This window comes from Streptomyces sp. NPDC051064 (assembly GCF_044455985.1).
In the GTDB taxonomy this organism is placed as follows: Bacteria; Actinomycetota; Actinomycetes; order Streptomycetales; family Streptomycetaceae; genus Streptomyces.
On record NZ_JBITFK010000005.1, the window covers coordinates 166,669 to 189,291 of the forward strand.

15 protein-coding genes are annotated in these 22,623 nt (G+C 68.1%); 5 read left to right on the forward strand and 10 right to left on the reverse strand.

What is annotated here, in order from left to right; translation table 11 throughout:
* Positions 1-1,632 (forward strand): glycosyltransferase family 2 protein, encoded by a 1,632-nt coding sequence (locus ACIBCU_RS18980; RefSeq protein WP_399232545.1) that lies wholly within the window; start codon positions 1-3, stop codon positions 1,630-1,632.
* A gap of 71 nt (positions 1,633-1,703) precedes the next feature.
* On the opposite strand, the gene ACIBCU_RS18985 is transcribed toward ACIBCU_RS18980, so the two are convergent.
* On the reverse strand, positions 1,704-2,846 hold the full coding sequence (locus ACIBCU_RS18985) for a hypothetical protein (RefSeq protein ID WP_399232547.1): 1,143 nt from the start codon (positions 2,844-2,846) through the stop codon (positions 1,704-1,706).
* A gap of 233 nt (positions 2,847-3,079) precedes the next feature.
* Here ACIBCU_RS18985 and ACIBCU_RS18990 point away from each other — a divergent pair, with 233 nt between their 5' ends.
* Together ACIBCU_RS18990 and ACIBCU_RS18995 are read left to right on the forward strand one after the other, a co-directional pair.
* Positions 3,080-4,174, forward strand: coding sequence for an LCP family protein (locus tag ACIBCU_RS18990; protein ID WP_362938999.1), 1,095 nt, complete (start codon positions 3,080-3,082; stop codon positions 4,172-4,174).
* A 17-nt stretch (positions 4,175-4,191) separates the two neighbouring features.
* Positions 4,192-4,593, forward strand: coding sequence for an NTP pyrophosphohydrolase (locus ACIBCU_RS18995; protein ID WP_362939002.1), 402 nt, complete (start codon positions 4,192-4,194; stop codon positions 4,591-4,593).
* A gap of 5 nt (positions 4,594-4,598) precedes the next feature.
* Here ACIBCU_RS18995 and ACIBCU_RS19000 read toward each other — a convergent pair whose 3' ends face one another.
* The 9 genes from ACIBCU_RS19000 to ngcE form a co-directional block, all read right to left on the reverse strand.
* A complete protein-coding gene (locus ACIBCU_RS19000; protein ID WP_362939005.1) occupies positions 4,599-6,101 on the reverse strand; it encodes an amino acid permease in 1,503 nt (500 codons plus the stop codon).
* Positions 6,102-6,245: 144 nt separating this feature from the next.
* A complete protein-coding gene (gene dxs / locus ACIBCU_RS19005; protein ID WP_362939008.1) occupies positions 6,246-8,159 on the reverse strand; it encodes a 1-deoxy-D-xylulose-5-phosphate synthase in 1,914 nt (637 codons plus the stop codon).
* A gap of 173 nt (positions 8,160-8,332) precedes the next feature.
* Entirely contained in the window at positions 8,333-9,610 is a 1,278-nt protein-coding gene (locus ACIBCU_RS19010; RefSeq protein WP_362939011.1) for a sugar ABC transporter permease, read from the reverse strand.
* Positions 9,607-10,395, reverse strand: a complete 789-nt coding sequence (locus tag ACIBCU_RS19015) for an ATP-binding cassette domain-containing protein (RefSeq protein WP_362939014.1) — start codon at positions 10,393-10,395, stop codon at positions 9,607-9,609. Before ACIBCU_RS19015 ends, ACIBCU_RS19010 begins: the two co-directional genes overlap by 4 nt.
* Positions 10,396-10,584: 189 nt before the next feature.
* Positions 10,585-11,697 carry a sugar ABC transporter substrate-binding protein gene (locus ACIBCU_RS19020; RefSeq protein WP_399232551.1) on the reverse strand — a complete coding sequence of 371 codons (1,113 nt, stop codon included), beginning with the start codon at positions 11,695-11,697 and terminating at the stop codon, positions 10,585-10,587.
* A gap of 119 nt (positions 11,698-11,816) precedes the next feature.
* Positions 11,817-13,016 carry an ROK family transcriptional regulator gene (locus ACIBCU_RS19025; RefSeq protein WP_104784772.1) on the reverse strand — a complete coding sequence of 400 codons (1,200 nt, stop codon included), beginning with the start codon at positions 13,014-13,016 and terminating at the stop codon, positions 11,817-11,819.
* 268 nt (positions 13,017-13,284) lie between these two features.
* On the reverse strand, positions 13,285-14,202 hold the full coding sequence (locus tag ACIBCU_RS19030) for a carbohydrate ABC transporter permease (RefSeq protein ID WP_362939020.1): 918 nt from the start codon (positions 14,200-14,202) through the stop codon (positions 13,285-13,287).
* Positions 14,203-14,299: 97 nt separating this feature from the next.
* Positions 14,300-15,223: a carbohydrate ABC transporter permease gene (locus ACIBCU_RS19035; protein WP_104784775.1), complete on the reverse strand. Its 924-nt coding sequence runs from the start codon at positions 15,221-15,223 to the stop codon at positions 14,300-14,302.
* Positions 15,224-15,273: 50 nt separating this feature from the next.
* Entirely contained in the window at positions 15,274-16,722 is a 1,449-nt protein-coding gene (gene ngcE / locus ACIBCU_RS19040; RefSeq protein WP_362939023.1) for an N-acetylglucosamine/diacetylchitobiose ABC transporter substrate-binding protein, read from the reverse strand.
* Between the two features lie 499 nt (positions 16,723-17,221).
* On the opposite strand from ngcE, the gene ACIBCU_RS19045 reads away from it, so the two are divergent.
* Positions 17,222-21,070 (forward strand): GH92 family glycosyl hydrolase, encoded by a 3,849-nt coding sequence (locus tag ACIBCU_RS19045; protein ID WP_399232555.1) that lies wholly within the window; start codon positions 17,222-17,224, stop codon positions 21,068-21,070.
* Between the two features lie 80 nt (positions 21,071-21,150).
* Entirely contained in the window at positions 21,151-22,614 is a 1,464-nt protein-coding gene (locus ACIBCU_RS19050) for a hypothetical protein (protein ID WP_399232557.1), read from the forward strand.
* The last annotated feature ends 9 nt before the right edge of the window (positions 22,615-22,623 follow it).

Sequence of the window (22,623 nt, forward strand, 5' to 3'; positions counted from 1 at the left end):
ATGTACACCTCGCAACCCGTACGCCCCGCGGATCTGCGGGACGTCACCGTAGTGGTGCGCGTCTGCGACCACGCGGCGTCGATCGACGCCTGCTTCGAATCGCTGCTGGCGCAGTCGATCGGGGTGGAACGCATGGATGTGGTCGCGGTCGACGACGGCTCATCCGACAACGGGCCGTCACTGCTCGCCCGCATCGCGAGCAGGCACCCGACGCTCGTGCGCACCGGCCGGCAGCCCATCGGGGTGCGCCCCGCCGCGGCTCGCACCTGGGGCCTGAGCCAGGCCACCGGACGCTACGTCATGTTCCTCGAGGGCTCCGACCGCCTCGTGCCGGACGCGCTGGAACGCATGGTGGCCTCCGCCGACAAGCACGAGACGGACGTGGTGCTGGGCAGACCGGAGAGCCTCGCGGGGCGGTCCGCACCCGCGGCGTTGTACCGCAGGAGCCGACCGCACACCGGTCTCTACGACTCCCGTGTCTACTGGTCCCTGTCGGCGGACAAGCTCTTCCGCACCGATCTGCTGCGTCGGCGTGCCCTGGAATTCCCCCTCGATTCCGTGCCGGGGGGCGACGACATGGCGTTCACCGCGGCGGCCTGCGTGTCGGCCGACGGCATCTCCGTGGTCGCCGACAGCCCTTGCCTGGTCAACGGCCCCGGAAGGACGACCGCCAGGACACCGATGGAATGGGTGGACCTCGCGGACTACATGATGCGGGTGGTGAGCTCGCTCCTGCCTGAAGGCACACAGCGGGATTATCTTCTCTCCCGGCACTTCGAGATCGAGCTCGGCACAGCGACCGGTGCGCTGCTCGACGGTCTCACGAGCCGGGACGAGCGCGAATGCGTCTCCTGGGCGGCCAGGGACGTCCTGAACACCCATCTGACCCCGGGCACGCTCAGTCTTCTTCCCCGTCCGCTGGCAGTGCGCCTCGCCCTCCTGTCGGCAGGCAGGTTCGGTGAGATGCACCGCATGATCGCCTATGAGACGGACAAGGAGCAGCCGGCACCTCGCAAGACCGTGGAGGGCGGCCGGGTCTTCACCACACTGCCGTTCTTCAGGGACCCCGACACCGCGCTGCCCGACGACCTCTTCGACATCACCGACCGCATGACCGTCAGTCAGCAGCTCACCGGGATCCGGTGGACCGGCTCGATCCTCGGGCTCGACGGCTTCGCGTTCTTCGAGCAGCTCTCGACCCGGGACCGGGCCACCAAGGTGGTGCTGCGCGAGCGCATCAGCGGGGCGGAGGAGCGCTTCTCCGTGACAGCCCGGCGGGACGAGAAGCTGGTCAACTCCAAGGGAAAGCCACGGGCGATGGGCCGGTACTCCGCCCGCGTCAACCTCCGCCAGACCTCCAGCGGGTGGCCGGTCGCCCCCGGCATCTGGGACATCTATCTGTCGGTGAGCTTCGAGGGGATCACCAAGGAGGTCCGGGTCGGCCGCGAGCGCGCCCAGGAGGTCGACCTCACCAGTCGTGCACCGGTGCACATCGCGCCGTCACCGACATCGGCACAACACGAGTTGGTGGCAACGCTGTTCTGCACCGAGGCCGGGGATCTCTCCATCGAGATGGCCGAGCGGCTTCCCTTGCCCGCGGGAAGCCGCGCCGCCTTCGAAGTGGCGCCGTGACGCCGGCCGAGGCAGCTCCGGGCCGCACCGGAGGGCTCGCCCCAGCACCCCGCGGTCACCTGGGCTGGTCTTCAGGCCGCCCTGCTGAACGGCCCGAAGGCGAGCCCTTCCTGCTGCCTGTCCTGCCTGGCCACGAGCAGGGCGCCCGTCTTGTCGAGGGCTGCCACGACGATCCGACCGGCGCCGTCCACGGCGACTTGGGGCGAGTCGCCGCCAGCCCCCTCGATGCGGGCCCACCACATGCCGTAGCCCTCGTTCTCGGTGACGTAGGCGGTGACTTCGATCGTGCCGTCCACGCCCGTCTGGGCGAGCACGGTGCAGTCGTATCCGCCGACGAGCGCGCGGGTCACGCTCGGCGCGCCGGAGCCGCCCGCCCCTCCGAGCGACATCAGCCCGGCCCCGTTCCCCTGTTGCCCCCGGCGCCAGGCCACGAGCGAGCCGTCTCCGGGGTACCTCCAGAAATACGTGGCCCTCTTCGGACCGGTCTCGTGGGCCGTGACGGTGCCGGCCACGATCGGGCTGTCGATGCGGTCGGCCAACTCGAAGCGGCCGTTGGACGTGCCCACCCAGTAGTCGGCTCCGTCCGGGCCGCAGGCGAGTATCTCCAGAGGGCCGCCTTCGGTCATGACCACCCAGGGCTCGGACACGTACGCACGGTCTGTGACCGGCTTCCAGCCACCCCAGTTCCCCTCGGGTTTGCGGCTACGCCTGAAGACACCGCCCTGCCGCATGGACACCAGCACGTGCACCGAGCCAATGGCCGGATTCACTGCGATCAGAGGCCCGTGGACCAAGATGTCGTCCGGTGCTCCGCCTTGCGCGGCGGGAAGACCGAGATCGTGCCAGCCGGACAGTGCCAGGCCGGTCTGGAACTGTGTGGCCACGGCGACCCGGTCCGCACGTCCTCCGTCACCTTGGAGGACAGCGAAGTGCACATAGCCTTCCCGGCTCCGCGCCATCGCGACGCCACCGGTACGACGGGGCACCTCGATCGGCTCGGGCCCTGCCCAACTCCCCCCGCTCCGCACGGGTTCGGTCCAGCGCACGAGTCCGTCGGCAGTGGTCCCGTACGCCGTCATCCGGCCGTCGCGCCCGGTGAAGAGCCATTGGCCCCCGGCCGCTGTCACCGGTCCCGTCGCACCACCACGGAAGCCGGGGGCGCCCACCCAGCCCCCGGAGCCGGTGGCCCGGCCACCACTCCTGCCACGGTTCACGCCCCGTCCTGCCTTTCCGCTCCCTCAGGGGCTCTCAGTTGTTGTCAGACCAGAAGTTTGTCACACGCTTCACTCTGTCTTCACTTTGCAACAAAAAGCCCCACACCTTGTTTCGCTCGAACTGCTGTTTATTATTCACTGAACCCTGCTGTTGACAGGTGGGCTGGTACCCCTCTGCCGCCCGGTCCCTCTCGCGCGCGACCGCGCGTCTCACGGAAGAACCAGACGAGCCCATGACTGACCAGACCACCGGCACCACGTCCCACCGATCCGACGGTCCACCCTCCAGACGCGCCCCCAAGCCCCGCAAGCGCCGCCGCGGCCTCAAGATCACGCTCGGCGTCCTGGTCGTGCTCCTGCTCGCGGGCGGCGGCACCGCGTACTGGATGTACCAGGACCTCGACGGCAACATCAAGGGCGTCGACATCAACAAGGCGCTCGGCGAGGACCGTCCCGAGAAGCTCCCCACCACCGGTCAGAACCTGCTCGTCCTCGGCTCCGACTCGCGCGCCGGGGCGGAGAACAAGGAGCTGGGCGGTGGCGGCGCCGTCAGCGGTGCGCGGTCCGACACCGCGCTGGTGGTGCACATACCCGAGGGCCGCACCGAGGCCGTCGCCGTGTCCATCCCGCGCGACACCCTCGTGACCCGGCCCGAGTGCGTCAAGGGTGACGGTTCCACGATGGCGTCCGCGGAGCGGGTCATGTTCAACTCCGTCTACTCCCAGGTCGGTCCGGCCTGTGTGGTGAAGACCGTGGAGAAGATGTCCGGGGTCCGGATCGACCACTACCTGGAGATCAATTTCGCGGGGTTCAAGGATCTGGTCGACGCGATAGGCGGAGTCACCGTCAAGGTCGAGGAGCCGATCAAGGACAAGTCCTCCGGTCTGGACCTCACCGCCGGTACGCACAAGCTCGACGGCACCGAGTCCCTCGCCTACGTCCGCACCCGGCACGGTGTCGGGGACGGCAGCGACCTGGGGCGGATCGGGCTGCAGCAGCAGTTCCTGCTCGCCCTGCTCACCGAGATCAAGTCGCAGGATCTGCTGGGCAGTCCGACGACCACGTACAAGATCGCCAATTCGGCGACCAAGTCGCTGACCACCGACGAGGGGCTCGCCTCCCTGACCTCGCTCAGCGAGTTCGCCCGCTCGATGAACGGCGTCGATCCCTCCTCCATGGAGACGATCATGCTTCCGGTCGCCTACGACAAGCAGGATCCGAACCGCGTCGTGGCCGCCGAGCCGCAGGCCGGCGACCTGTGGAAGGCGATCCGCAAGGACGGCACGATTCCGGAGTCCGCCAAGAAGTCTCCGGCCACCGGCGGCTGACCTGGCATCCTTCGGGGATGACCGGTGAGAGCACTCTGGTGATCGTCGACGCCGCCAATGTGGTGGGGTCGGTGCCCGACGGCTGGTGGCGCGACCGGCACGGCGCCGCCGAGCGGCTGCGGGACTCACTGGTCCCGTACGCCGCCGAGGGGCTGCCCGGCCACGCCGGTCCCGTCGAGCTCGTGCTCGTCGTGGAGGGCGCGGCGCGGCAGGTCGCTTCCGTGCCGGGCGTACGCGTGGAGGCGGCGTCCGGCAGCGGTGACGATCTGATCGCCGCACTGGCCGCCGCCGCCCACGGCGCGCGGCCCTGCGTCGTGGTCACGGCCGACCGCGGGCTGCGGCAGCGGGTCGAGGCGTACGGGGCCCGGTGCACGGGCCCGCGTACGGTACGGCCGCTGCCGCCCTCACGAGGCGTCTGACGGGGTCAGGAGGCTTTCGCCATACGGCTGTTGTGGCGCCCGTACACGAAGTAGATGATCACGCCGAGCACCATCCAGATGCCGAACCGCAGCCACGTCTCCGCCGGCAGGTTCAGCATCAGCCAGACCGAGGCCGCCACCGACACGATCGGGAGCAGCGGCACCCACGGGGTCCGGAAGGCGCGGTGGAGATCGGGGCGGGTGCGGCGCAGGACGATGACGCCGAGGGCCACGACCACGAACGCGAAGAGCGTGCCGATGTTCACCAGGGTCGCCAACTCGTTGATGCTCGTGAAGCCGGCGACGATCGCGATGATCACGCCGAGCAGGATGGTCGGACGGTACGGGGTCCCGAACCGCGGGTGCGTCTTCGAGAAGAACCTCGGGAGCAGTCCGTCACGGCTCATCGCGAAGAACACCCGGGTCTGGCCGAGAAGCAGGATCATGCAGACCGTGGTGAGGCCGACCGCGGCGCCGAAGCTGATGACTCCCGCGTAGAAGGGGTGCCCCACGGCCTTGAACGCGTCGGCGAGCGGGGCGCTGACCGAGAGCTCCGAGTAGTTCTGCATGCCGGTGACCACGATGGAGACGGCGACGTAGAGCAGGGTGCAGATGACCAGCGAGGCCAGGATGCCGCGCGGCATGTCCCGCTGCGGGAGCTTGGTCTCCTCGGCCGCGGTGGCCACGACGTCGAAGCCGATGAAGGCGAAGAAGACGATGGACGCGGCGGTGAAGATGCCCATGACGCCGAAGTTCGTCGGTTCGTAGCCGAAGATCAGCTGGACCAGGGGGGCGTCCAGGCCCGATCCGCCCTCCTGCTTCTCGGCCTCGGGGATGAAGGGCGAGTAGTTGGCCGACTTGATGAAGAACAGGCCGGCGACGATCACGATGCCCACGACCGCCAGCTTGATGGCGACGACGACCGTGGTCACCCGGGCGGAGAGCTTCATCCCGAGGACCAGGATCACCGTCAGGATCAGCACCAGGGCGAACGCCAGGACGTCGAAGCCGAAGCCGCTCGCCACGTCCGGGCCGGAGAGCGCCTCCGGCATCGTCCAGCCGATGTTGTCCATGAGCGAGCGGACGTAGCCGGACCAGCCGACCGCCACCACCGCGGTGCCCAGCGCGAACTCCAGCACCAGGTCCCAGCCGATGATCCAGGCGACCAGCTCGCCCAGCGAGGCGTAGGAGAAGGTGTACGCCGATCCGGCCACCGGGACGGTGGAGGCGAATTCGGCGTAGCAGAGGGCGGCGAGCGCACAGACGATGCCCGCAGCGACGAAGGCGAGCGCCGTGGCGGGACCCGCCGTCTCCTTGGCGACCTTGCCCGTGAGGACGAAGATGCCGGTGCCGATGATGACACCCACTCCGAAGACCGTGAGGTCCAGTGCGGAGAGGGACTTCTTGAGCGCGTGCTCCGGTTCCTCGGTATCACGGATGGACTGTTCGACCGTCTTGGTCCGGAACAGTCCCTTTCCGCTGGGGGGCGTGTCCTGCTGCGTGCTCACCGGCGTACCTCCACGCACTCGTCGTGCACGCCATGATTCGGAACGGGCCGCCCCCGAATGCGCAGTACGCCCCGATATCACGCGAATGGGCCGGTCGGACCACCCGAGTGGGGTGGCCGACCGGCCCGGAGCGGTGCTGGGGGATCAGTCGCGTACGGGTTCCACGGCGCGGCTCTCGTAACGGCCGTCGAGCTTGGCGACCAGGCCGGTGACCTGGCGGGCGATGTCCGGTGCCGTCAGCCCGATCTCCGCCATGACCTCGCCGCGCGAGGCGTGGTCCAGGAAGACCGGCGGGATGCCGAAGTCGCGCAGCGGTACGTCGACGTCCGCGTCGCGCAGGGACTGGGCGATGGCGGAGCCGACACCGCCTGCCCTGCTGTTGTCCTCGACGGTGACGACGACCCGGTGCTCCGCCGCGAGCGGGGCGAGCGCCTCGTCGACGGGCTTGACCCAGCGCGGGTCGACCACGGTCGTGGAGATGCCCTGGGCGTCGAGCAGAGCGGCGATCTCCAGGCACATCGGGGCGAGGGCGCCGACGGAGACCAGGAGGACGTCCGGCGTGTCCGTGCCGGCCGCCCGGAGGATGTCCATGCCTCCGGCCTTGCCCACGGCGTTGACCGCGGGGCCGACCGCGCCCTTGGAGAAGCGGACGACGGTGGGTGCGTCGTCCACGTCGACGGCCTCGCGCAGCTGGGCGCGGACCTGGTCGGCGTCGCGCGGGGCGGCGATGCGCAGGGTCGGCACGCACTGGAGGATCGACATGTCCCACATGCCGTTGTGCGAGGCGCCGTCGGTGCCCGTGACGCCGGCCCGGTCCAGGACGAAGGTCACGCCGCACTTGTGCAGGGCGACGTCCATGAGGACCTGGTCGAAAGCGCGGTTCAGGAAGGTCGCGTAGACCGCGAAGACGGGGTGCAGCCCGCCCGTGGCCAGGCCGGCCGCGGAGACCGCGCCGTGCTGCTCGGCGATCCCGACGTCGTAGATCCGGTCCGGGAAGGCCTCCTCGAACTTGCCGAGGCCGACGGGCTGGAGCATGGCCGCCGTGATGGCGACGACGTCCTCGCGCTCATGGCCCAGCTTGACCATCTCCTCGCCGAAGACCGAGGTCCAGTCGAGGCCGGAGGTGGAGATCGGCAGGCCGGTGTCCGGGTGGATCTTGCCGACCGCGTGGAAGCGGTCCGCCTCGTCCTCGAGGGCGGGGGTGTAGCCGCGGCCCTTCTCGGTAAGGCAGTGCACGATGACCGGGCCGCCGAATCGCTTGGCCCGCTGGAGCGCGGACTCCAGGGCCTCGATGTCGTGGCCGTCGATGGGCCCGACGTACTTCAGGCCGAGGTCCTCGAACATGCCCTGCGGGGCGATGAAGTCCTTGAGGCCCTTCTTGGCGCCGTGCAGGGTCTCGTACAGCGGCCTGCCGACGACGGGCGTGCGCTCCAGGATGTCCTTGCCGCGGGCCAGGAACCGCTCGTACCCGTCAGTGGTGCGGAGGGTGGCGAGGTGGTTCGCGAGGCCGCCGATGGTCGGGGCGTACGAGCGCTCGTTGTCGTTCACGACGATGACGAGGGGGCGGTCCTTGGCGGCGGCGATGTTGTTCAGCGCCTCCCAGGCCATACCACCCGTGAGCGCGCCGTCACCGATGACGGCGACGACGTGGTCGTCCTTGCCCAGGACCTCGTTGGCCTTGGCGAGACCGTCGGCCCAGCCGAGCACCGTCGAGGCGTGCGAGTTCTCGATGACGTCGTGCTCGGACTCGGCACGGGACGGGTATCCGGAGAGGCCGCCCTTGCTCTTGAGCTTCGAGAAGTCCTGCCGGCCGGTGAGCAGCTTGTGCACATAGCTCTGGTGGCCGGTGTCGAAGAGGACCTTGTCCTGCGGGGACTCGAAGACCCGGTGCAGGGCGATGGTCAGCTCGACCACGCCCAGGTTCGGGCCGAGGTGGCCGCCGGTCTTGGACACCTCCTCGACGAGGAAGGTACGGATCTCCCCGGCGAGCTGGTCGAGCTGCTCGAGGCCGAGCCGGTCCAGGTCGCGCGGTCCCCTGATGCGGGTCAGCAGGTCCACCCGTGCCTCCTTGCGTTTGAGCTGATCGAGCTTGCCGATCCGATGAGTCTAATGTTCCGTCGGCGGCCCGGGTCATCGGGCGGCGCATTCCGTCGCGCCGCACCGGGTCCCGCCGGACGCGCGGGTGCCCGGCATCACGGAGGATGCCGGGCACATGTGCGCAGGTGCGACGGTCAGGCGCGGCCGGCGGTCTTCTGCGTCTTGCGGGTGACGGAGTCGATGACGACCGTGGCGAGAAGCACACCACCGGTGATCATGTACTGGACCGGGGTCTTGATGCCCTCCAGCGACAGGCCGTACTGGATCGAGACGATCACCATCACGCCGAGCAGGGCGTTCCAGGTGCGGCCCCGGCCTCCGAAGAGGCTGGTGCCGCCGATGACGGCCGCGGCGATGACGTTCATCAGGAGGTCACCGGTGCCGGAGCCCTGGTTCACGGCGGCGATCTTGGAGGCCCAGAAGAGGCCGCCGATGGCCGCGAAGGTGCCTGCGATCGCGAAGACCGAGACGCGGATCGCGGTGACGTTGATGCCGGCGCGGCGGGACGCCTCGACGCTGCCGCCGAGCGCGAAGATCTTCCGCCCGTAGGTCGTACGGCGCAGCATGAAGTCCGTGCCGACGAGGACGATGAGGAAGAGGACCAGCGCCAGCGGCAGGCCGCGGTACTGGTTGAACATGTACGCCGCGGCGAAGGCGAACACCGCGAGGACGGCGGTGCGCACCACGATGTCGGTGAGCGGCCGGGAGGGGACGCCCGCGGCCTCACGGCGGCGGCTGTCCAGGAAGGCCGAGAGGAAGAAGGCGATCACCGCGAGAGCGGCCAGACCGTAGGCGGCGGCGACGTCCGTGAAGTAGTACGTGGTCAGCTTGCCGACCACGCCGTCGCTGTCGAGGTTGATCGTGCCCGTGTCACCGAGGAGCTGGAGCATGAGCCCCAGCCAGAACAGCAGGCCGGCGAGGGTGACGGCGAAGGCGGGGGCGCCGATCCTGGCGAAGAAGAAGCCGTGGATGGCACCGATGACCGCGCCGCTGACGATCGCGACGACGAGGGCGAGCCACTCGTTCATGCCGTTGGTCACGCTGAGCACGGCCACGACGGCGCCGGAGACACCACTGACCGAACCGACCGACAGGTCGATCTCACCGAGCAGCAGCACGAAGATGATGCCGACGGCCATCATGCCGGTGGCCACCATCGCCACGGCGATGTCGCTGATGTTCTTCGCGGAGAGGAACTCGGAGTTCAGGCTCTGGAAGACCACGCAGATGATGATCAGGCCGATGACCACCGGGATCGAGCCGAGGTCGCCACCGCGCATCTTGCGCTTGAACTCGGTGAGGTATCCGCCGAAGCCCTGCTCGCGCACGAGCAGCCTGGGGTCGACCGCGGTGTCCGCGCCCTTGGCGGCCTCCGGGTTGACCACAGCCGTGGACGTCTTGTCGGTTGTCACTTCTTGACCTCCGCGTTACGAGCCGCACGACGGGTCACGGCGTTCTCCGTGGCGCCCGTGATGGCGGAGATGATCTCTTCCTGCGAGGTGGTCTTCACATCGAAGACCCCGTTGTTCCGGCCCAGCCGGAGCACGGCGACCTTGTCGGCCACGGCCTTCACATCGGCCATGTTGTGGCTGATGAGGATGACCGCGTGACCGCGCTCACGCAGCCGCTCGACCAGGTCGAGGACCTGCGCGGTCTGCTCGACGCCGAGGGCGGCGGTGGGCTCGTCGAGGATGACGAGTTTGGGCTCACCGAGCATGGAACGGGCGATGGCGACGGTCTGGCGCTGTCCGCCGGAGAGCGAGGCGATCGGTATGCGGACGCTGGGGATGCGGATCGACAGCGTGGACAGGAGCTCGCGGGAGCGGCGCTCCATCTCGACCTCGTCGAGGATTCCGTACTTACGGATCTCCCGGCCGAGGTAGAGGTTGCCGACGACGTCGATGTTGTCGCAGAGCGCGAGGTCCTGGTAGACGGTCGCGATGCCCAGGCTCTGGGCGTCGTTCGGCTTGTTGATCTGGACCGGCCGGCCGTCCCACTCGATGACTCCGTCATCGATCGGGTGTACTCCGGCGATCGTCTTGACCAGCGTTGATTTACCGGCACCGTTGTCGCCCACCAGGGCGACCACTTCACCGGCGTGGACCTCAAGCTCTACATCGGTGAGCGCCTGGACGGCACCGAATCGCTTGGAGACCCCTCGCAACGCCAACACGGGCGTAGCGGACACGTGAACCATCTCCTTCGCCGCCTGACCCGGCGGGGATGCCGCGCCTGGGGGGAGGCGCGGTGGTCGAGCAGAAGAGTAAGAAACCGCTGAGGCGTTCCGTCCGGCGCCCCGCCCGGTAGCGGGACAGTTGGTGGGCGGGGCGCCGGACAGGCTGCGGGTCCGCGCGTCTCCGGCCGGGGGCCGGTCGCGCGGTGGGAGTTAGTTCTTCAGATCGATCGAGTCGCAGGCGGCCTTGTACTTGGCCGTGCAGATCTCGTCGATCGTCCAGATGCCGTCCTTGATGATGGTGTCCTTGATGTTGTCCTTGGTCAGCGAGACGACCGGGACGAGGACCGTCGGAACACCCTTGGTGCTGGCGTTGTCGACCTTGGACGTGGCGATCGAGTCGAGCTTCTCGCCCTTGGCGAGCGCCACGGCCATCTCGGCGGCGACGACGCCCTCCTGCGGGTACGACTTGTAGACGCTCATGAACTGCTCACCCGCGACGATGTGCTGCACACCGGCGAGCTCGGCGTCCTGGCCGGTGATCGGCGGGAGCTTGGTGACGCCGGCGGACTTGAGCGCCTGGATGATGCCGCCCGCCAGACCGTCGTTGGCGGAGTAGACGGCGTCGATCTTGTCCTTGCCGAGGGAGGTGATCGCACCCTCCATGTTGGCGTTGGCGTTCTCGGCCTTCCACTCCTTGGTGTCGTACTCCTTGCCGTACGTCACCTTGCCGTCGAGCACCGACTTGGCGCCCTTCTTGAAGAGCGCGGCGTTCGGGTCGGTGATCGCGCCGTGCATCATCACGACGGTGGGCTTGGTCTTGCCCTTCAGGGCCTCCAGCAGGGCGGTGCCCTGCACGCGGCCGACCTCTTCGTTGTCGAAGGAGGTGTAGGCGTCGATCGGGCCCTCGGCGAGACGGTCGAAGGCGACGACGGGGATGCCCTCGTCCTTGGCCTTCTTGACGCTGTTCTCGATGGCCTTGGAGTCGACGGCGTCGATGATCAGCGCGTCGACCTTGTTCGTGATCATGGTGTCGACCTGCTGCGCCTGCAGCGTGGCGTCCTGGCGGGCGTTGGAGTAGACGACCTCCGCCTTGCCACCGGTGAGCTCGCTGACCTTCTTCTCGATGATCGGCTTGTCGAACTTCTCGTAACGGGCCGTGGCGTTCTCGGGAAGGAGCAGACCGATCTTGAGGTCGTCGCCCTTCTTCGCCGAGTCCGAGCTGGTCTTGTCGCCGGACTCCTTGGCGCTCCCGCAAGCGGCGAGAGAGACAGCCATGGTGGTGGCGGCAACGGCAACGGCGGCACGACGCATACGCGTGTTCATTTCGAACCTCCCTGACGAGGCCGCGACGTTGCGGCCGAGGTGGCTGGAAGTCAACTCGGCCGCGACGTCAGCGTCAAGGAGTAAATACTTAACGAGATGACAACGGTGCCATTCGTTATCTAAGTGAAGGCAGGAGTCGCCGCGGGAAGGGTGCTCTCCAAAAGGGTTGAATCCCCCATCTCGCTGAGTACGAGGGCCAGCGCGCCCAGCACCTCGGCCCGCCCGCCGAGCGCCCCGGGGAGCACGGAGAGCTGTCGCGCGGCACTGGGAATGGCGTACCGCGAGACCGAGTCACGGATGGGCGCCAGCACCAACTCCCCCGCCTCCGCGAGGGATCCGCCGAGCACCACCCGGCTCGGGTTGAGCAGGTTGCACAGGTTCGCCACCCCGCTGCCGATGTGCCGGCCGACGTCCCCGATCACCCGGCGGCAGCCCGGATCACCCTCGCGGGCCAGCTGGACCATCCGCTCCATGGTGAGATCGGGGCCATGGCTGGGCTTGAGCAGGGGCAGGACGTACCGGGCGGCGGTGAAGGTCTCCAGGCAGCCGCGGTTGCCGCAGCGGCAGACAGGGCCCGACTCGTCGAGGGTGATGTGGCCGATCTCGCCGGCCGTGCCTCCAGGACCCCGGTAGATGGTCCCGTCGATCACCAGACCGGCGCCGACGCCGCTGGCGACCTTGATGTAGGCGAGATCCCTGACGCCCCTGCCGCTGCCCCAGACGAGCTCGCCGAGGGCGCCCAGGTTGGCATCGTTGTCCACGTACACCGGGACACCGAGGCGCCCGGCGAGCTCCTGGCTGGGATTGATGCCCGTCCAGCCCGGCAGGATCGAGGTGGAGCCCAGCGTGCCGGATTCGACGTCGATCGGGCCCGGCACGCCGAGGCCCACGCCGATCACCTTCCCGGGGCTGATCCCGGTGGTCTCGACCAGGCGGTTGACCAGCTGTTCCGCCCGGCCGAAGCCCTGCGCCGACGAGGCGTCCACATCGAGCGGCTCGGACTCCTCGGCCAGCACCTGGTGAGCCAGGTTGCCGATGGCCACCCGAAGGTGAGTATGCCCGAAATCTACCCCTATGACGATGCCCGCGTCCCCGCTCAGGGAGACACTCCTGGCACGGCGTCCGCCCGCCGAGGTGGGGGTCACCTCGACCGTGCCGCCGTCCTTGAGTTCACGAACGATGTTGGAGACGGTGGCTGCGGAGAGGCCGGTGCTCCTGGCGATCTCGGCCTGGGTCAGCGACCCTGCCATCCTTACGGCACGTACGACCCGCTCAAGGTTGGCCCGATGCAGAGATGTCTGCGACCCCGGAGTCTCCATCGACTCACTCACTCCTGCCGTTTTCTCTAACATGTGAACCCTAAGCTGAGCGTTTTGGGGTGCCCCCCGTCAAGACCTTGAGCAGTCGCAGCCTCCGATGAGCATGGGGCCTCCACATCCCCACGGGCGCGAAAGCATCGGAAAGGGCACGGAAACCACCCCCCGGCCGATGGCCGAAGGGTGGTTCCCTGCTCGGGGAGCCTGTTCGATTCCGGTGACTCCTGTTACCCGAGTGACGACAAGACCTGACAGCGGAACGCGCGCGCCGCTACTTGAGCGCCCCCGCGGTCAGCCCCGCGACGACCTGGCGCTGGAAGACGATGTACGCGGCGAGGACCGGCAGCATCGCCATGACCAGGCCGGCGAAGAGACCCGACCAGTCCCCCTTGTACCCCTGGCTGGTGGCCAGTTCGACCAGGCCCTGGGAGAGCACCTTGCCGTCCGGGTCGGTGTTCAGCACCGTCGGCAGCATGTACTGGTTCCACTGTCCGAGGAAGTTGAAGATGCCGACGCTGATCAGACCGGGCTTCGCCATCGGCAGCATCACCTGGAAGAACGTCCGGGTGTGCGACGCGCCGTCGAGCATGGCCGCTTCCGCGATCGACGTCGGCAGGGTCCGGAAGAACGAGGTGAGGAAGAAGACGGTGAACGGCAGCGAGTACGCGATGTAGACCAGGATCAGCCCGTGCACCGAGTTCAGCAGACCCATGTTGTTCATGACGAAGAACAGCGGGACCAGCGCCAGGATGATCGGGAAGCTCATCCCCCCGATGAAGAGGAAGTAGATGAAGCGGTTCCCCGGGAAGTCGAACCGCGCCAGCACGTACGCCGCCATCGAGCCCAGCAGCAGGGTCCCGATGAGTGAACCGCCGACCACCAGGATGGTGTTGAGGAAGTAGTCACTCATGTGGGCCTGGTTCCAGGCCCGGGACCAGTTCTCGAAGTGGAGCTTGTCGGGCAGCGACCAGGGCGTCGACAGGATCGAGTCGTCCGTCTTGAAGGACGACATCACCGCCCAGAGCAGCGGCATGACGACGAGTACCGCCCAGATGACCAGCACACCGTGCGAGAAGACGTTGAGGACCTTGCCCTCGCTGCTCTTCGCCGGCTCGCCCGCCGGGATGTCCGTCTTCGTCACCGGCGAGCGCGGGGCCGGGACGGCGGGAGGAGTCTCAGTGACCTTCATGGGTGCTCACCTCGTACAACTGTCGAGCCGGCCGCCGGGACCGAACTGTTCTGCGCGCCGCCGGTCGTCCGGTCGCCGTACCCCGCAACGAACGGCATCAGAACTCCAGCCGCTCGCGCCGGCCCAGCTTCATCACGATGCCCGCGAAGAGCATGGTGACGATGAGCAGGCCGACACCGATCGTGGTGGCGTAGCCGGCCTGGGCGTCCCGGAAGGCCGTCTGGTAGACGTACAGCGGCAGGACGGTGGTGGAGTAGTCGGGGCCGCCCGGGCCCACCGTCATGACCTGTACGGCGGTGAAGGCCTCCACGCCGAGCGCCAGGATGCCCATGTAGACCCATCCGGACTGCACGGTGTCCCAGAGCAGCGGCAGGGTGATCTTGAAGAACGTCGTGATGCGGTCGGCCCCGTCGAGCAGCGCGGCCTCGTAGAAGTCCTTCGGAATGGAAGCCATTCCGGCGGAGAAGAGGACGACGAAGAATCCGACCGTCGACCAGATCAGCACGACCATCACGCAGTACAGCGCCAGGTCGGGATCGCCGAGCCAGTCCGGCTGGAGGCTCTTGAGGCCGACGGCCTTGAGCGTCGCGTTCAGCATTCCGGAGGTCGGGTTGAACGCGAACTGGAAGAGCAGGGCCACGATCACGATCGACAGGACCTGCGGGAAGAAGTAGGCGACCTTGTAGAAGGCGGAGCCCCGCACGCCGGCGACCGCGGCGTTCTTACGCCGCCGGCCGCCGACATTGAGCATGAAGGCGAAGAAGAGCGCGAGGCCCAGCGTCACCAGCGGCAGCAGCAGCGCCAGCAGCACACTGTGCTGCAGCGACTTCCAGAAGATGTCGTCGTCGAGCATCCGGCTGTAGTTGTCGAAGCCGACCATCTTGAAGTCGGAGCTCAGTCCGGTCCAGTCCGTGAACGAGTAGTAGATGGACTGGGCGAAGGGCCAGATGACGAAGATGGCGTACAACGCCAGTGGGGCTACCAGGAACCCCACGATGAACCGGTACTTGCCGTGCTGCATCGTTTACCGACCCCGATTTCCGAGCGGGTGCCGCCGCTGGTGACGGTTGCTCACTGGTGCTTGTAGTGCTTGATGGAATCGTCCTTGGCCGCCGCGTCCGCGAAGGCCTGGATCTTCTTGATGGTCTCCGCCGGGGTCGCGCGGCCGGCCATCATCTCGCCGAGGCCGGCGATACCGATCTGCTCCTTCTGCAGCTTCACGTACCAGTCCTGCATGCGCGGGTTCACCACGTTGTCGCCGGCCTTCGCCAGGACGTCGACGCCGGACTGCAGCGCGGTGGAGAGCGTCAGCCCTTCGGTGCCGCCGTTGAAGGCACTGAGGGACTTGACCGACTTGGTGAAGTTCTTCGAGGAGTCCTCGCTGAGCATGATGCGCAGCTGCTCCATGCCGCCCTCGGGGTTCTTCGACTTCGCCGGCACGATGAACGGCTCGCCGCCGGACGCCCAGAGGGTGCCGAAGGGCATCTTGTCGGAGGAGTCCAGGCTGGACGGCGCCCCGACCATCATCTTGAAGTCCTCGGGCGTGGTGGGCGCGGCCTCGTTCTCCACCCACGAGCCGTTCGGGATGAAGAGCGCCTTGCCCTTGGTCCACTCGGTCTGCGACTGGATGTGCGTCAGACCGGGCGTGCCCTTGAGGATGTAGCCCTTCTGGAAGAGCTCGTAGTACGCCTCGAAGGCGGCCTTGACGGCCGGGTCCTTCCAGGCGTTGGGCTCCAGGTTGTCGATCTTGTCGAGGACCTCGCGGCCGCCGATCTTGGCGATGAAGGGGTAGAGCGAGAACGGCAGGTAGTACGGGTACTTGCCCGGGTACGTCCAGCCGGCGATGCCCTTCTTCTTCGCCTTGGCGCAGAGCGCGAGCATGTCGTCCCAGGTCTCCGGGTACGCCGCGTCGAGCTTCTCGAGGTTGGTCTGGGAGTACCAGACGCCGTAGACCGTGTACGCGTAGTACATGATCCAGACCGGGTCGCCGTCGAACTGGCCCATCTCCAGGACACCGGGGCGCAGCGTGTCGCGGACCTTCTTCGCCGGGTCGTCGTAGGACGGGGCGTCCATCAGCGGCGTCAGGTCGGCCAGCTGCTTCTTGCCGACCAGGACACCCATGTCCATCTGCTCGGCACCCGAGTTGTCGATCAGGTCCGGCGGGGTGCCGCCGTTGAAGCGCGGCTGCAGGATCGACTGGATCTTCTCGGTCGAGGAGTGCTTGACCTTGGGTGCCTTGGGGAAGGCCTCGTTGTACTTCTTCTCGGCGTCGATGGCGTACTGCTCGCCGAAGCCACCGTTGAAGATGACGACCTCGAGGGCCGCGGTCTCGTTGACACCGAGCGGGTTCTTCGCGCTCTTGGTGCCCTTCTCGACCTTGTCGTCACTTCCGCCGTCGCTGCTCGCGCACGCCGACAGGAAGCTCATCGTCGGAACAGCGATCAGGCCGAGTGCGGCTGAACGCTTGATCACATCGCGACGGCCAAGGCCCTCATTCGTGCGGCCGGAGGTGGATCCCATGCTCAAGTCCTCGCCTTCTCCAGGACTCAGGCGGTGTACCGGTCACCCGTAGAGAATTCGCCTCAGGCGAAGGGCCCCGCCACCGCGGTCAGTTGCGCTTGGGTCGTGCAGATTGCCGGATTACCAGGTGCAGTGGGGGAGTTTTGGGGGAACGTACGGCAGACCGCCTCGCGGCGCCCACAGCTGTTCCACCCTCCCCCGTGCCCGCGCGCCGTTGTGAAGCGACTGTGCAGACGCCGACAGGTATAGTCCACTTGCCGCCAACTGAGCAAGATCGAATGCATGGTTGAGCGGCAGTCTTTCCCGAGTTGAGACCTCACGGATACTTCGGCACCGCGTGCCTTCCCGCGGAAACGCCGTTTCTCGCAATACGGTCGAATCACCGGCGTCGCCTCCACGCAACACCCTTGACACGCCCCGGCACTTGGCTCCCTACTGGAACCCGCATCCTGCAATGACAACGTTGTCCAAAGCATGCCCCCAGGAGGAACGGCTCCGTATGCAGCCCCTACGCGGTCCTCAGCACGGCTCTCGCCACAGACACAACCGCTCCGCCGCGGTCCTCGCGGCCTCTCTCGTCCTCGCCCTGGCGGCCCCCACCGCGGCGCTCGCCCAGCCCTCCGGCGCCGCCAAGAAGCCTTCCGGCGACACGTCGTTCACCTCCTCGTTCGAGGCGGACGAAAACCAGCCGGACTGGCGTAATACCGTCGAAGAAGGCGTCGACGGAAAGAAGAGGGCATCGGGTGTCGACGGCGGATTCTCCGCCGGAATACCGGGCAATATCACCGATCGGGTCACGGATCTCCGCGCCAGCGGCGAGAACGCCGGCGGCGGTGAGGTCAAGGAGAACCTGGTCGACGTCGAGCCCGGCACCAAGTGGCTGGCCTTCCAGCCCACGGGCTGGGTCGAGTTCGACCTCGTCGAGCCCACCGAGGTCGTGACCTACGCCCTCACCTCGGCCAACGACCATGACGAGCGGGACCCCAAGGACTGGACCCTGAAGGGCTCCGCCGACGGGAAGACCTGGACGGATCTGGACACCCGTACCGGCCAGACGTTCTCAGAGCGCTTCCAGACCAAGTCGTACGACTTCACGACGGACACCGCCTACCAGCACTTCCGGCTGGAGATCACGAAGAACAACGGGGCGTCCGACGCGCTCCAGCTCGCCGACGTGCAGTTCTCCGACGGCGACACGTCCACGCCCACTCCCGACGACATGCGCTCCCAGCCCGACCGTGGCCCCTCGGGCTCCCCGACCGCCAAGCAGGGCGCGGGGTTCACCGGCAAGAAGGCCCTGCGGTACGCGGGCACGCACAAGCCGGACGGCCACGCCTACTCGTACAACAAGGTCTTCGACGTCGACACGGCGGTCACCAAGGACACGCAGCTGTCCTACCTGGTCTACCCGCAGATGGCCGAGACGGACCTCGACTACCCCGCGACGCACGTGGCGGTGGACCTGGCCTTCACCGACGGCACCTACCTGAGCGAACTGAAGGCCGCCGACAGCCACGGCGGGCTGCTCACCCCGCAGGGCCAGGCCGACGCCAAGCGGCTGTACGTGAACCAGTGGAACAAGGTCGCCTCGCGGATCGGCACGGTCGCGGCGGGCAAGACCGTCGACCGGATCCTGGTGGCGTACGACTCCCCCAAGGGACCGTCGAAGTTCCAGGGCTGGATCGACGACGTCACGATCGCCCCGAAGGCCCCGGAGAAGCGCAAGGCGCACCTCTCGGACTACGCGTCGACCGTGCGCGGCACCAATTCCAGCGGCGGCTTCTCGCGCGGCAACAACTTCCCGGCGACCGCGGTCCCGCACGGCTTCAACTTCTGGACGCCGGTGACCAACGCGGGCTCCACGAGCTGGCTGTACGACTACGCGCGAGGCAACAACGAGGACAACCTCCCCACGCTGCAGGCGTTCAGCGCCAGCCATGAGCCGAGCCCCTGGATGGGCGACCGCCAGACCTTCCAGATGATGCCCTCGGCGGCCTCCGGCACCCCCGACGCCTCCCGCAAGGCCCGCGCGCTGCCGTTCCGCCATGAGAACGAGACGGCGACCCCGCACTACTACGGGGTGACGTTCGAGAACGGCCTCAAGGCCGAGATGACGCCCACCGACCACGCGGCCCGCATGCAGTTCACCTACCCCGGTGACGACGCGAGCCTCGTATTCGACAACGTCTCCAACGACGGCGGCCTCACGCTGGACCCGGAGACCGGTTCCTTCACCGGCTACTCCGACGTGAAGAGCGGCGGCTCCACCGGGGCCACCCGGCTCTTCGTATACGGCTCCTTCGACGCCCCGGTCACCGACAGCGGCAAGCTGAAGGGCGGCGGCGGTGACGACGTGACCGGATTCTTCCGCTTCGACGCGGGCAAGGACCGTACGGTAGGCCTGCGCCTGGCCACCTCGCTCATCAGCGTCGACCAGGCGAAGAAGAACCTCGCCATGGAGCTGCCGGCGAAGGACTCCTTCTCCGAGGTCAGGAAGAACGCGCAGAAGGCCTGGGACGAGATCCTCGGCAAGGTCGAGGTCGAGGGCGCGAACGCCGACCAGCTGACCACGCTCTACTCCAGCCTGTACCGGCTCTACCTCTACCCGAACTCGGGCTTCGAGCAGGTCGACGGGAAGAGCACCTACGCGAGCCCCTTCTCGCCGCAGACCGGCACGGACACCCCGACCCACACCGGCGCGAAGATCGTGAAGGGTGAGGTGTACGTCAACAACGGCTTCTGGGACACCTACCGGACGACCTGGCCGGCGTACTCCTTCCTCACGCCGAAGCAGGCCGGCAAGATGGTCGACGGCTTCGTCCAGCAGTACAAGGACGGCGGCTGGATCTCCCGCTGGTCCTCCCCCGGCTACTCCGACCTGATGACCGGGACCAGCTCCGACGTGGCCTTCGCCGACGCGTACGTCAAGGGCGTCGACTTCGACGCCGAGGCGGCGTACGACGCGGCGGTCAAGAACGCCACGGTCACCCCGCCGTCCTCGGGCGTCGGCCGCAAGGGCATGGACACCTCGGTCTTCACCGGTTACGCGAACACCGAGACGCACGAGGGCCTGTCCTGGTCGCTGGAGGGCTACCTCAACGACTACGGCATCGCGCAGATGGGCCAGGCCCTCTACAAGAAGACGAAGAACCAGCGCTACAAGGAGGAGTCCGAGTACTTCCTCAACCGGGCGCAGAACTACGTCAAGCTCTTCGACGACAAGGCCGGCTTCTTCCAGGGCAAGAAGCCGAACGGCGACTGGCGCCTCCCCTCCGGCCAGTACGACCCCCGCGTCTGGGGCTACGACTACACGGAGACCAACGGCTGGGGCTACGCCTTCACCGCCCCGCAGGACAGCCGGGGCCTGGCCAACCTCTACGGCGGCCGTGACGGTCTGGCGAAGAAGCTGGACACGTACTTCTCGACCCCGGAGACGGCCGGACCCGAGTTCGTCGGCTCGTACGGCGGCGTGATCCACGAGATGACCGAGGCACGCGACGTGCGGATGGGCCAGTACGGCCACAGCAACCAGGTCGCGCACCACGCCACGTACATGTACGACGCGGCCTCTCAGCCCTGGAAGACGCAGGAGAAGGTCCGCGAGGTCCTCGGCCGTCTGTACACCGGCAGCGAGATCGGCCAGGGCTACCACGGCGACGAGGACAACGGCGAGCAGTCGGCCTGGTTCCTCTTCTCCTCGCTCGGCTTCTACCCGCTGGTCATGGGCAGCGGGGAGTACGCGATCGGCTCGCCGCTCTTCACGAAGACGACCGTGCACCTGGAGAACGGCCGCGACCTGGTCGTCAAGGCTCCGAAGAACAGCGCGACGAACATCTACGTCCAGGGCCTGAAGGTCAACGGCAAGAAGTGGACCTCCACTTCGCTGCCGCACGACCTGCTCGCCAAGGGCGGCGTGCTGGAGTTCGACATGGGCTCCAAGCCCTCGGCGTGGGGCACGGGCAAGAACGCGGCCCCGGTCTCCGTCACCAAGGACGACAAGGTGCCTACGCCGAAGGGCGACGTGCTCAAGGGCGACGGCGCGCTGTACGACAACACCTCCGCCACCTCGGCCTCGGTCCAGTCGGTGGACCTGCCGGCCGCCGAGGGCACGAAGGCGGTGCAGTACACGCTGACCTCGGCCACGGCGGCGAAGGCTCCGACGGGCTGGGTGCTGCAGGGATCGGCGGACGGCACGTCCTGGAAGGACATCGACAAGCGGTCCGGCCAGACGTTCGCCTGGGACAAGCAGACCCGGGTGTTCTCGGTGCAGGCACCGAAGGCGTACGCGAAGTACCGGCTGGTGAGCGCAGCCGCTGCGACGCTGGCGGAGATCGAGTTGATCTCCTGACCTCCTGAGGGGAGTTACGGAGCCGGGGGCCGGCCGTCCGCACGAGCGGGTGGCCGGCCCCCGGTGGCATAGTGCTCCGCATGGCTCCACGGATATGGGCACGGATCACCGGACGCGCGGCTCTGGCCGCGCTTCTCGCGACGGCCTTCGCACCGGCCCCCGCGACCGCGTCGGACACCGTCGCGTTGAGCCTGGAGGACGTGCCGCGCACCATGGTCGTCTACAACGCGGACGAGGGCGCCGAGGCCACGAACGGGGACTTCCAGGTGCCGGTCGCCGTCGTCCCCGGCAACAAGGAACCGGCCCGCGACATCGAGGTCGTGGTGGACGCGTCGGGACTCAAAGGCATCGCCCGCGTGGTCAAGGGCGGTTACGGGAACTGCACCGGCAGCGGCTGGGTCTACACCTGCGAGTACGGCACGCTCCGGAACGACGGCGAGAGCAACGCGCCGTTCGACATCCTCGGGCTGGACGGCGTGAAGCCGGGCGACAGCGGCACGGTCACCTACACGGCGAGCGCCGGGAACGCGGCACCCGTCACCGGCACCACGCGCATGGTCGTCGGCGGTCCCACGCTGGACGCGCCCGACGAGGAGCTGAAGGTGAGCGGTGTGGCGCCGGGCCGACCCGCCCCGCTGACACCGGAGTTCGCCAACCGCACCCGGTTCGCCGCGGACCGGGGCGTCGCCCTGCACATCACCACGGCCGACGGCCTCACCCTCGAGGACCGTCACAGCAACTGCTATTACGCGGGCGCCTCCCCCACTTCGGCGTGGTGCGTGTTCCCCACGAAGGCCGCACCGGGCGCCGCGTACCGCACCAGCGCCCCGCTCGCCTACGTCGCCGCGGAGAAGGAACTGTCCGGCACGCTCTCCTACACCTGGTCGTCGGCCCCTGCGAGGCCCGCCGGCCACACCGTGCGCGGTACGGGCGCCCCCGTCACCCTGGTCCGCGCCGCGGACGGCCGGTTCGACGGCGCCAACGGCACCGTCCGGGTCGAGACCACGGTCCAGGCCGACTACCGCCCGGTCACCGGGACCGTCCGTGGACGCGTCGGCGACACGGTGGAGGTGCGGCTCGGGGCGAGGGACCTGGGCCCCGGCGAGCTGCTGGGCGACGAGGCGAAGGGCCGCTTCGAGGTGGTCCCGCCGGAGGGCACCACGGTCACCTCCGTTCCGTACTCCTTCGAGGACAGCGACCTGAAGTGGGGGTGCGAGCAGCCGAAGAAGCCCGGCGGGGCCTTCGTCTGCGACCTCGGCGGCGAGGCGTTCTCCTGGGCGGAGGAGGACGACGGCACGACGGCCATCGTGTTCCACGTCCGTATCGACCGTCAGGTCACGGGTGCCCGGGGCGCGATCCGGACCTACAGCCCCTACGACCGCACCCCCGGCAACGACACCGCGGTCATCCCGCTCGACGCCTCGCCCGCCCCGGCCTACCGGGCCTTCCTGCGCCCCGTCGTCTGGGGCTCGATCGCTGCGGGCGGTGCCGTAGCCCTGGCCCTGACGGTCGCCTACCTGAGGCGTCGGCGCCGGTCCGCCTGATCCGCCCTT

Excerpts from the sequence above, each read along its gene's own strand:
- ACIBCU_RS19030 (WP_362939020.1), bottom strand. The coding sequence starts at position 14,202 with ATGAAGGTCACTGAGACTCCTCCCGCCGTCCCGGCCCCGCGCTCGCCG.
- ACIBCU_RS18990 (WP_362938999.1), top strand. The coding sequence starts at position 3,080 with ATGACTGACCAGACCACCGGCACCACGTCCCACCGATCCGACGGTCCA.
- ACIBCU_RS18995 (WP_362939002.1), top strand. The coding sequence starts at position 4,192 with ATGACCGGTGAGAGCACTCTGGTGATCGTCGACGCCGCCAATGTGGTG.
- ACIBCU_RS19050 (WP_399232557.1), top strand. The coding sequence starts at position 21,151 with ATGGCTCCACGGATATGGGCACGGATCACCGGACGCGCGGCTCTGGCC.
- ACIBCU_RS19015 (WP_362939014.1), bottom strand. The coding sequence starts at position 10,395 with ATGGTTCACGTGTCCGCTACGCCCGTGTTGGCGTTGCGAGGGGTCTCC.
- ACIBCU_RS19035 (WP_104784775.1), bottom strand. The coding sequence starts at position 15,223 with ATGCAGCACGGCAAGTACCGGTTCATCGTGGGGTTCCTGGTAGCCCCA.
- ACIBCU_RS19045 (WP_399232555.1), top strand. The coding sequence starts at position 17,222 with ATGCAGCCCCTACGCGGTCCTCAGCACGGCTCTCGCCACAGACACAAC.
- ACIBCU_RS19025 (WP_104784772.1), bottom strand. The coding sequence starts at position 13,016 with ATGGAGACTCCGGGGTCGCAGACATCTCTGCATCGGGCCAACCTTGAG.
- ACIBCU_RS19020 (WP_399232551.1), bottom strand. The coding sequence starts at position 11,697 with ATGAACACGCGTATGCGTCGTGCCGCCGTTGCCGTTGCCGCCACCACC.
- ACIBCU_RS18980 (WP_399232545.1), top strand. The coding sequence starts at position 1 with ATGTACACCTCGCAACCCGTACGCCCCGCGGATCTGCGGGACGTCACC.
- ngcE (WP_362939023.1), bottom strand. The coding sequence starts at position 16,722 with ATGGGATCCACCTCCGGCCGCACGAATGAGGGCCTTGGCCGTCGCGAT.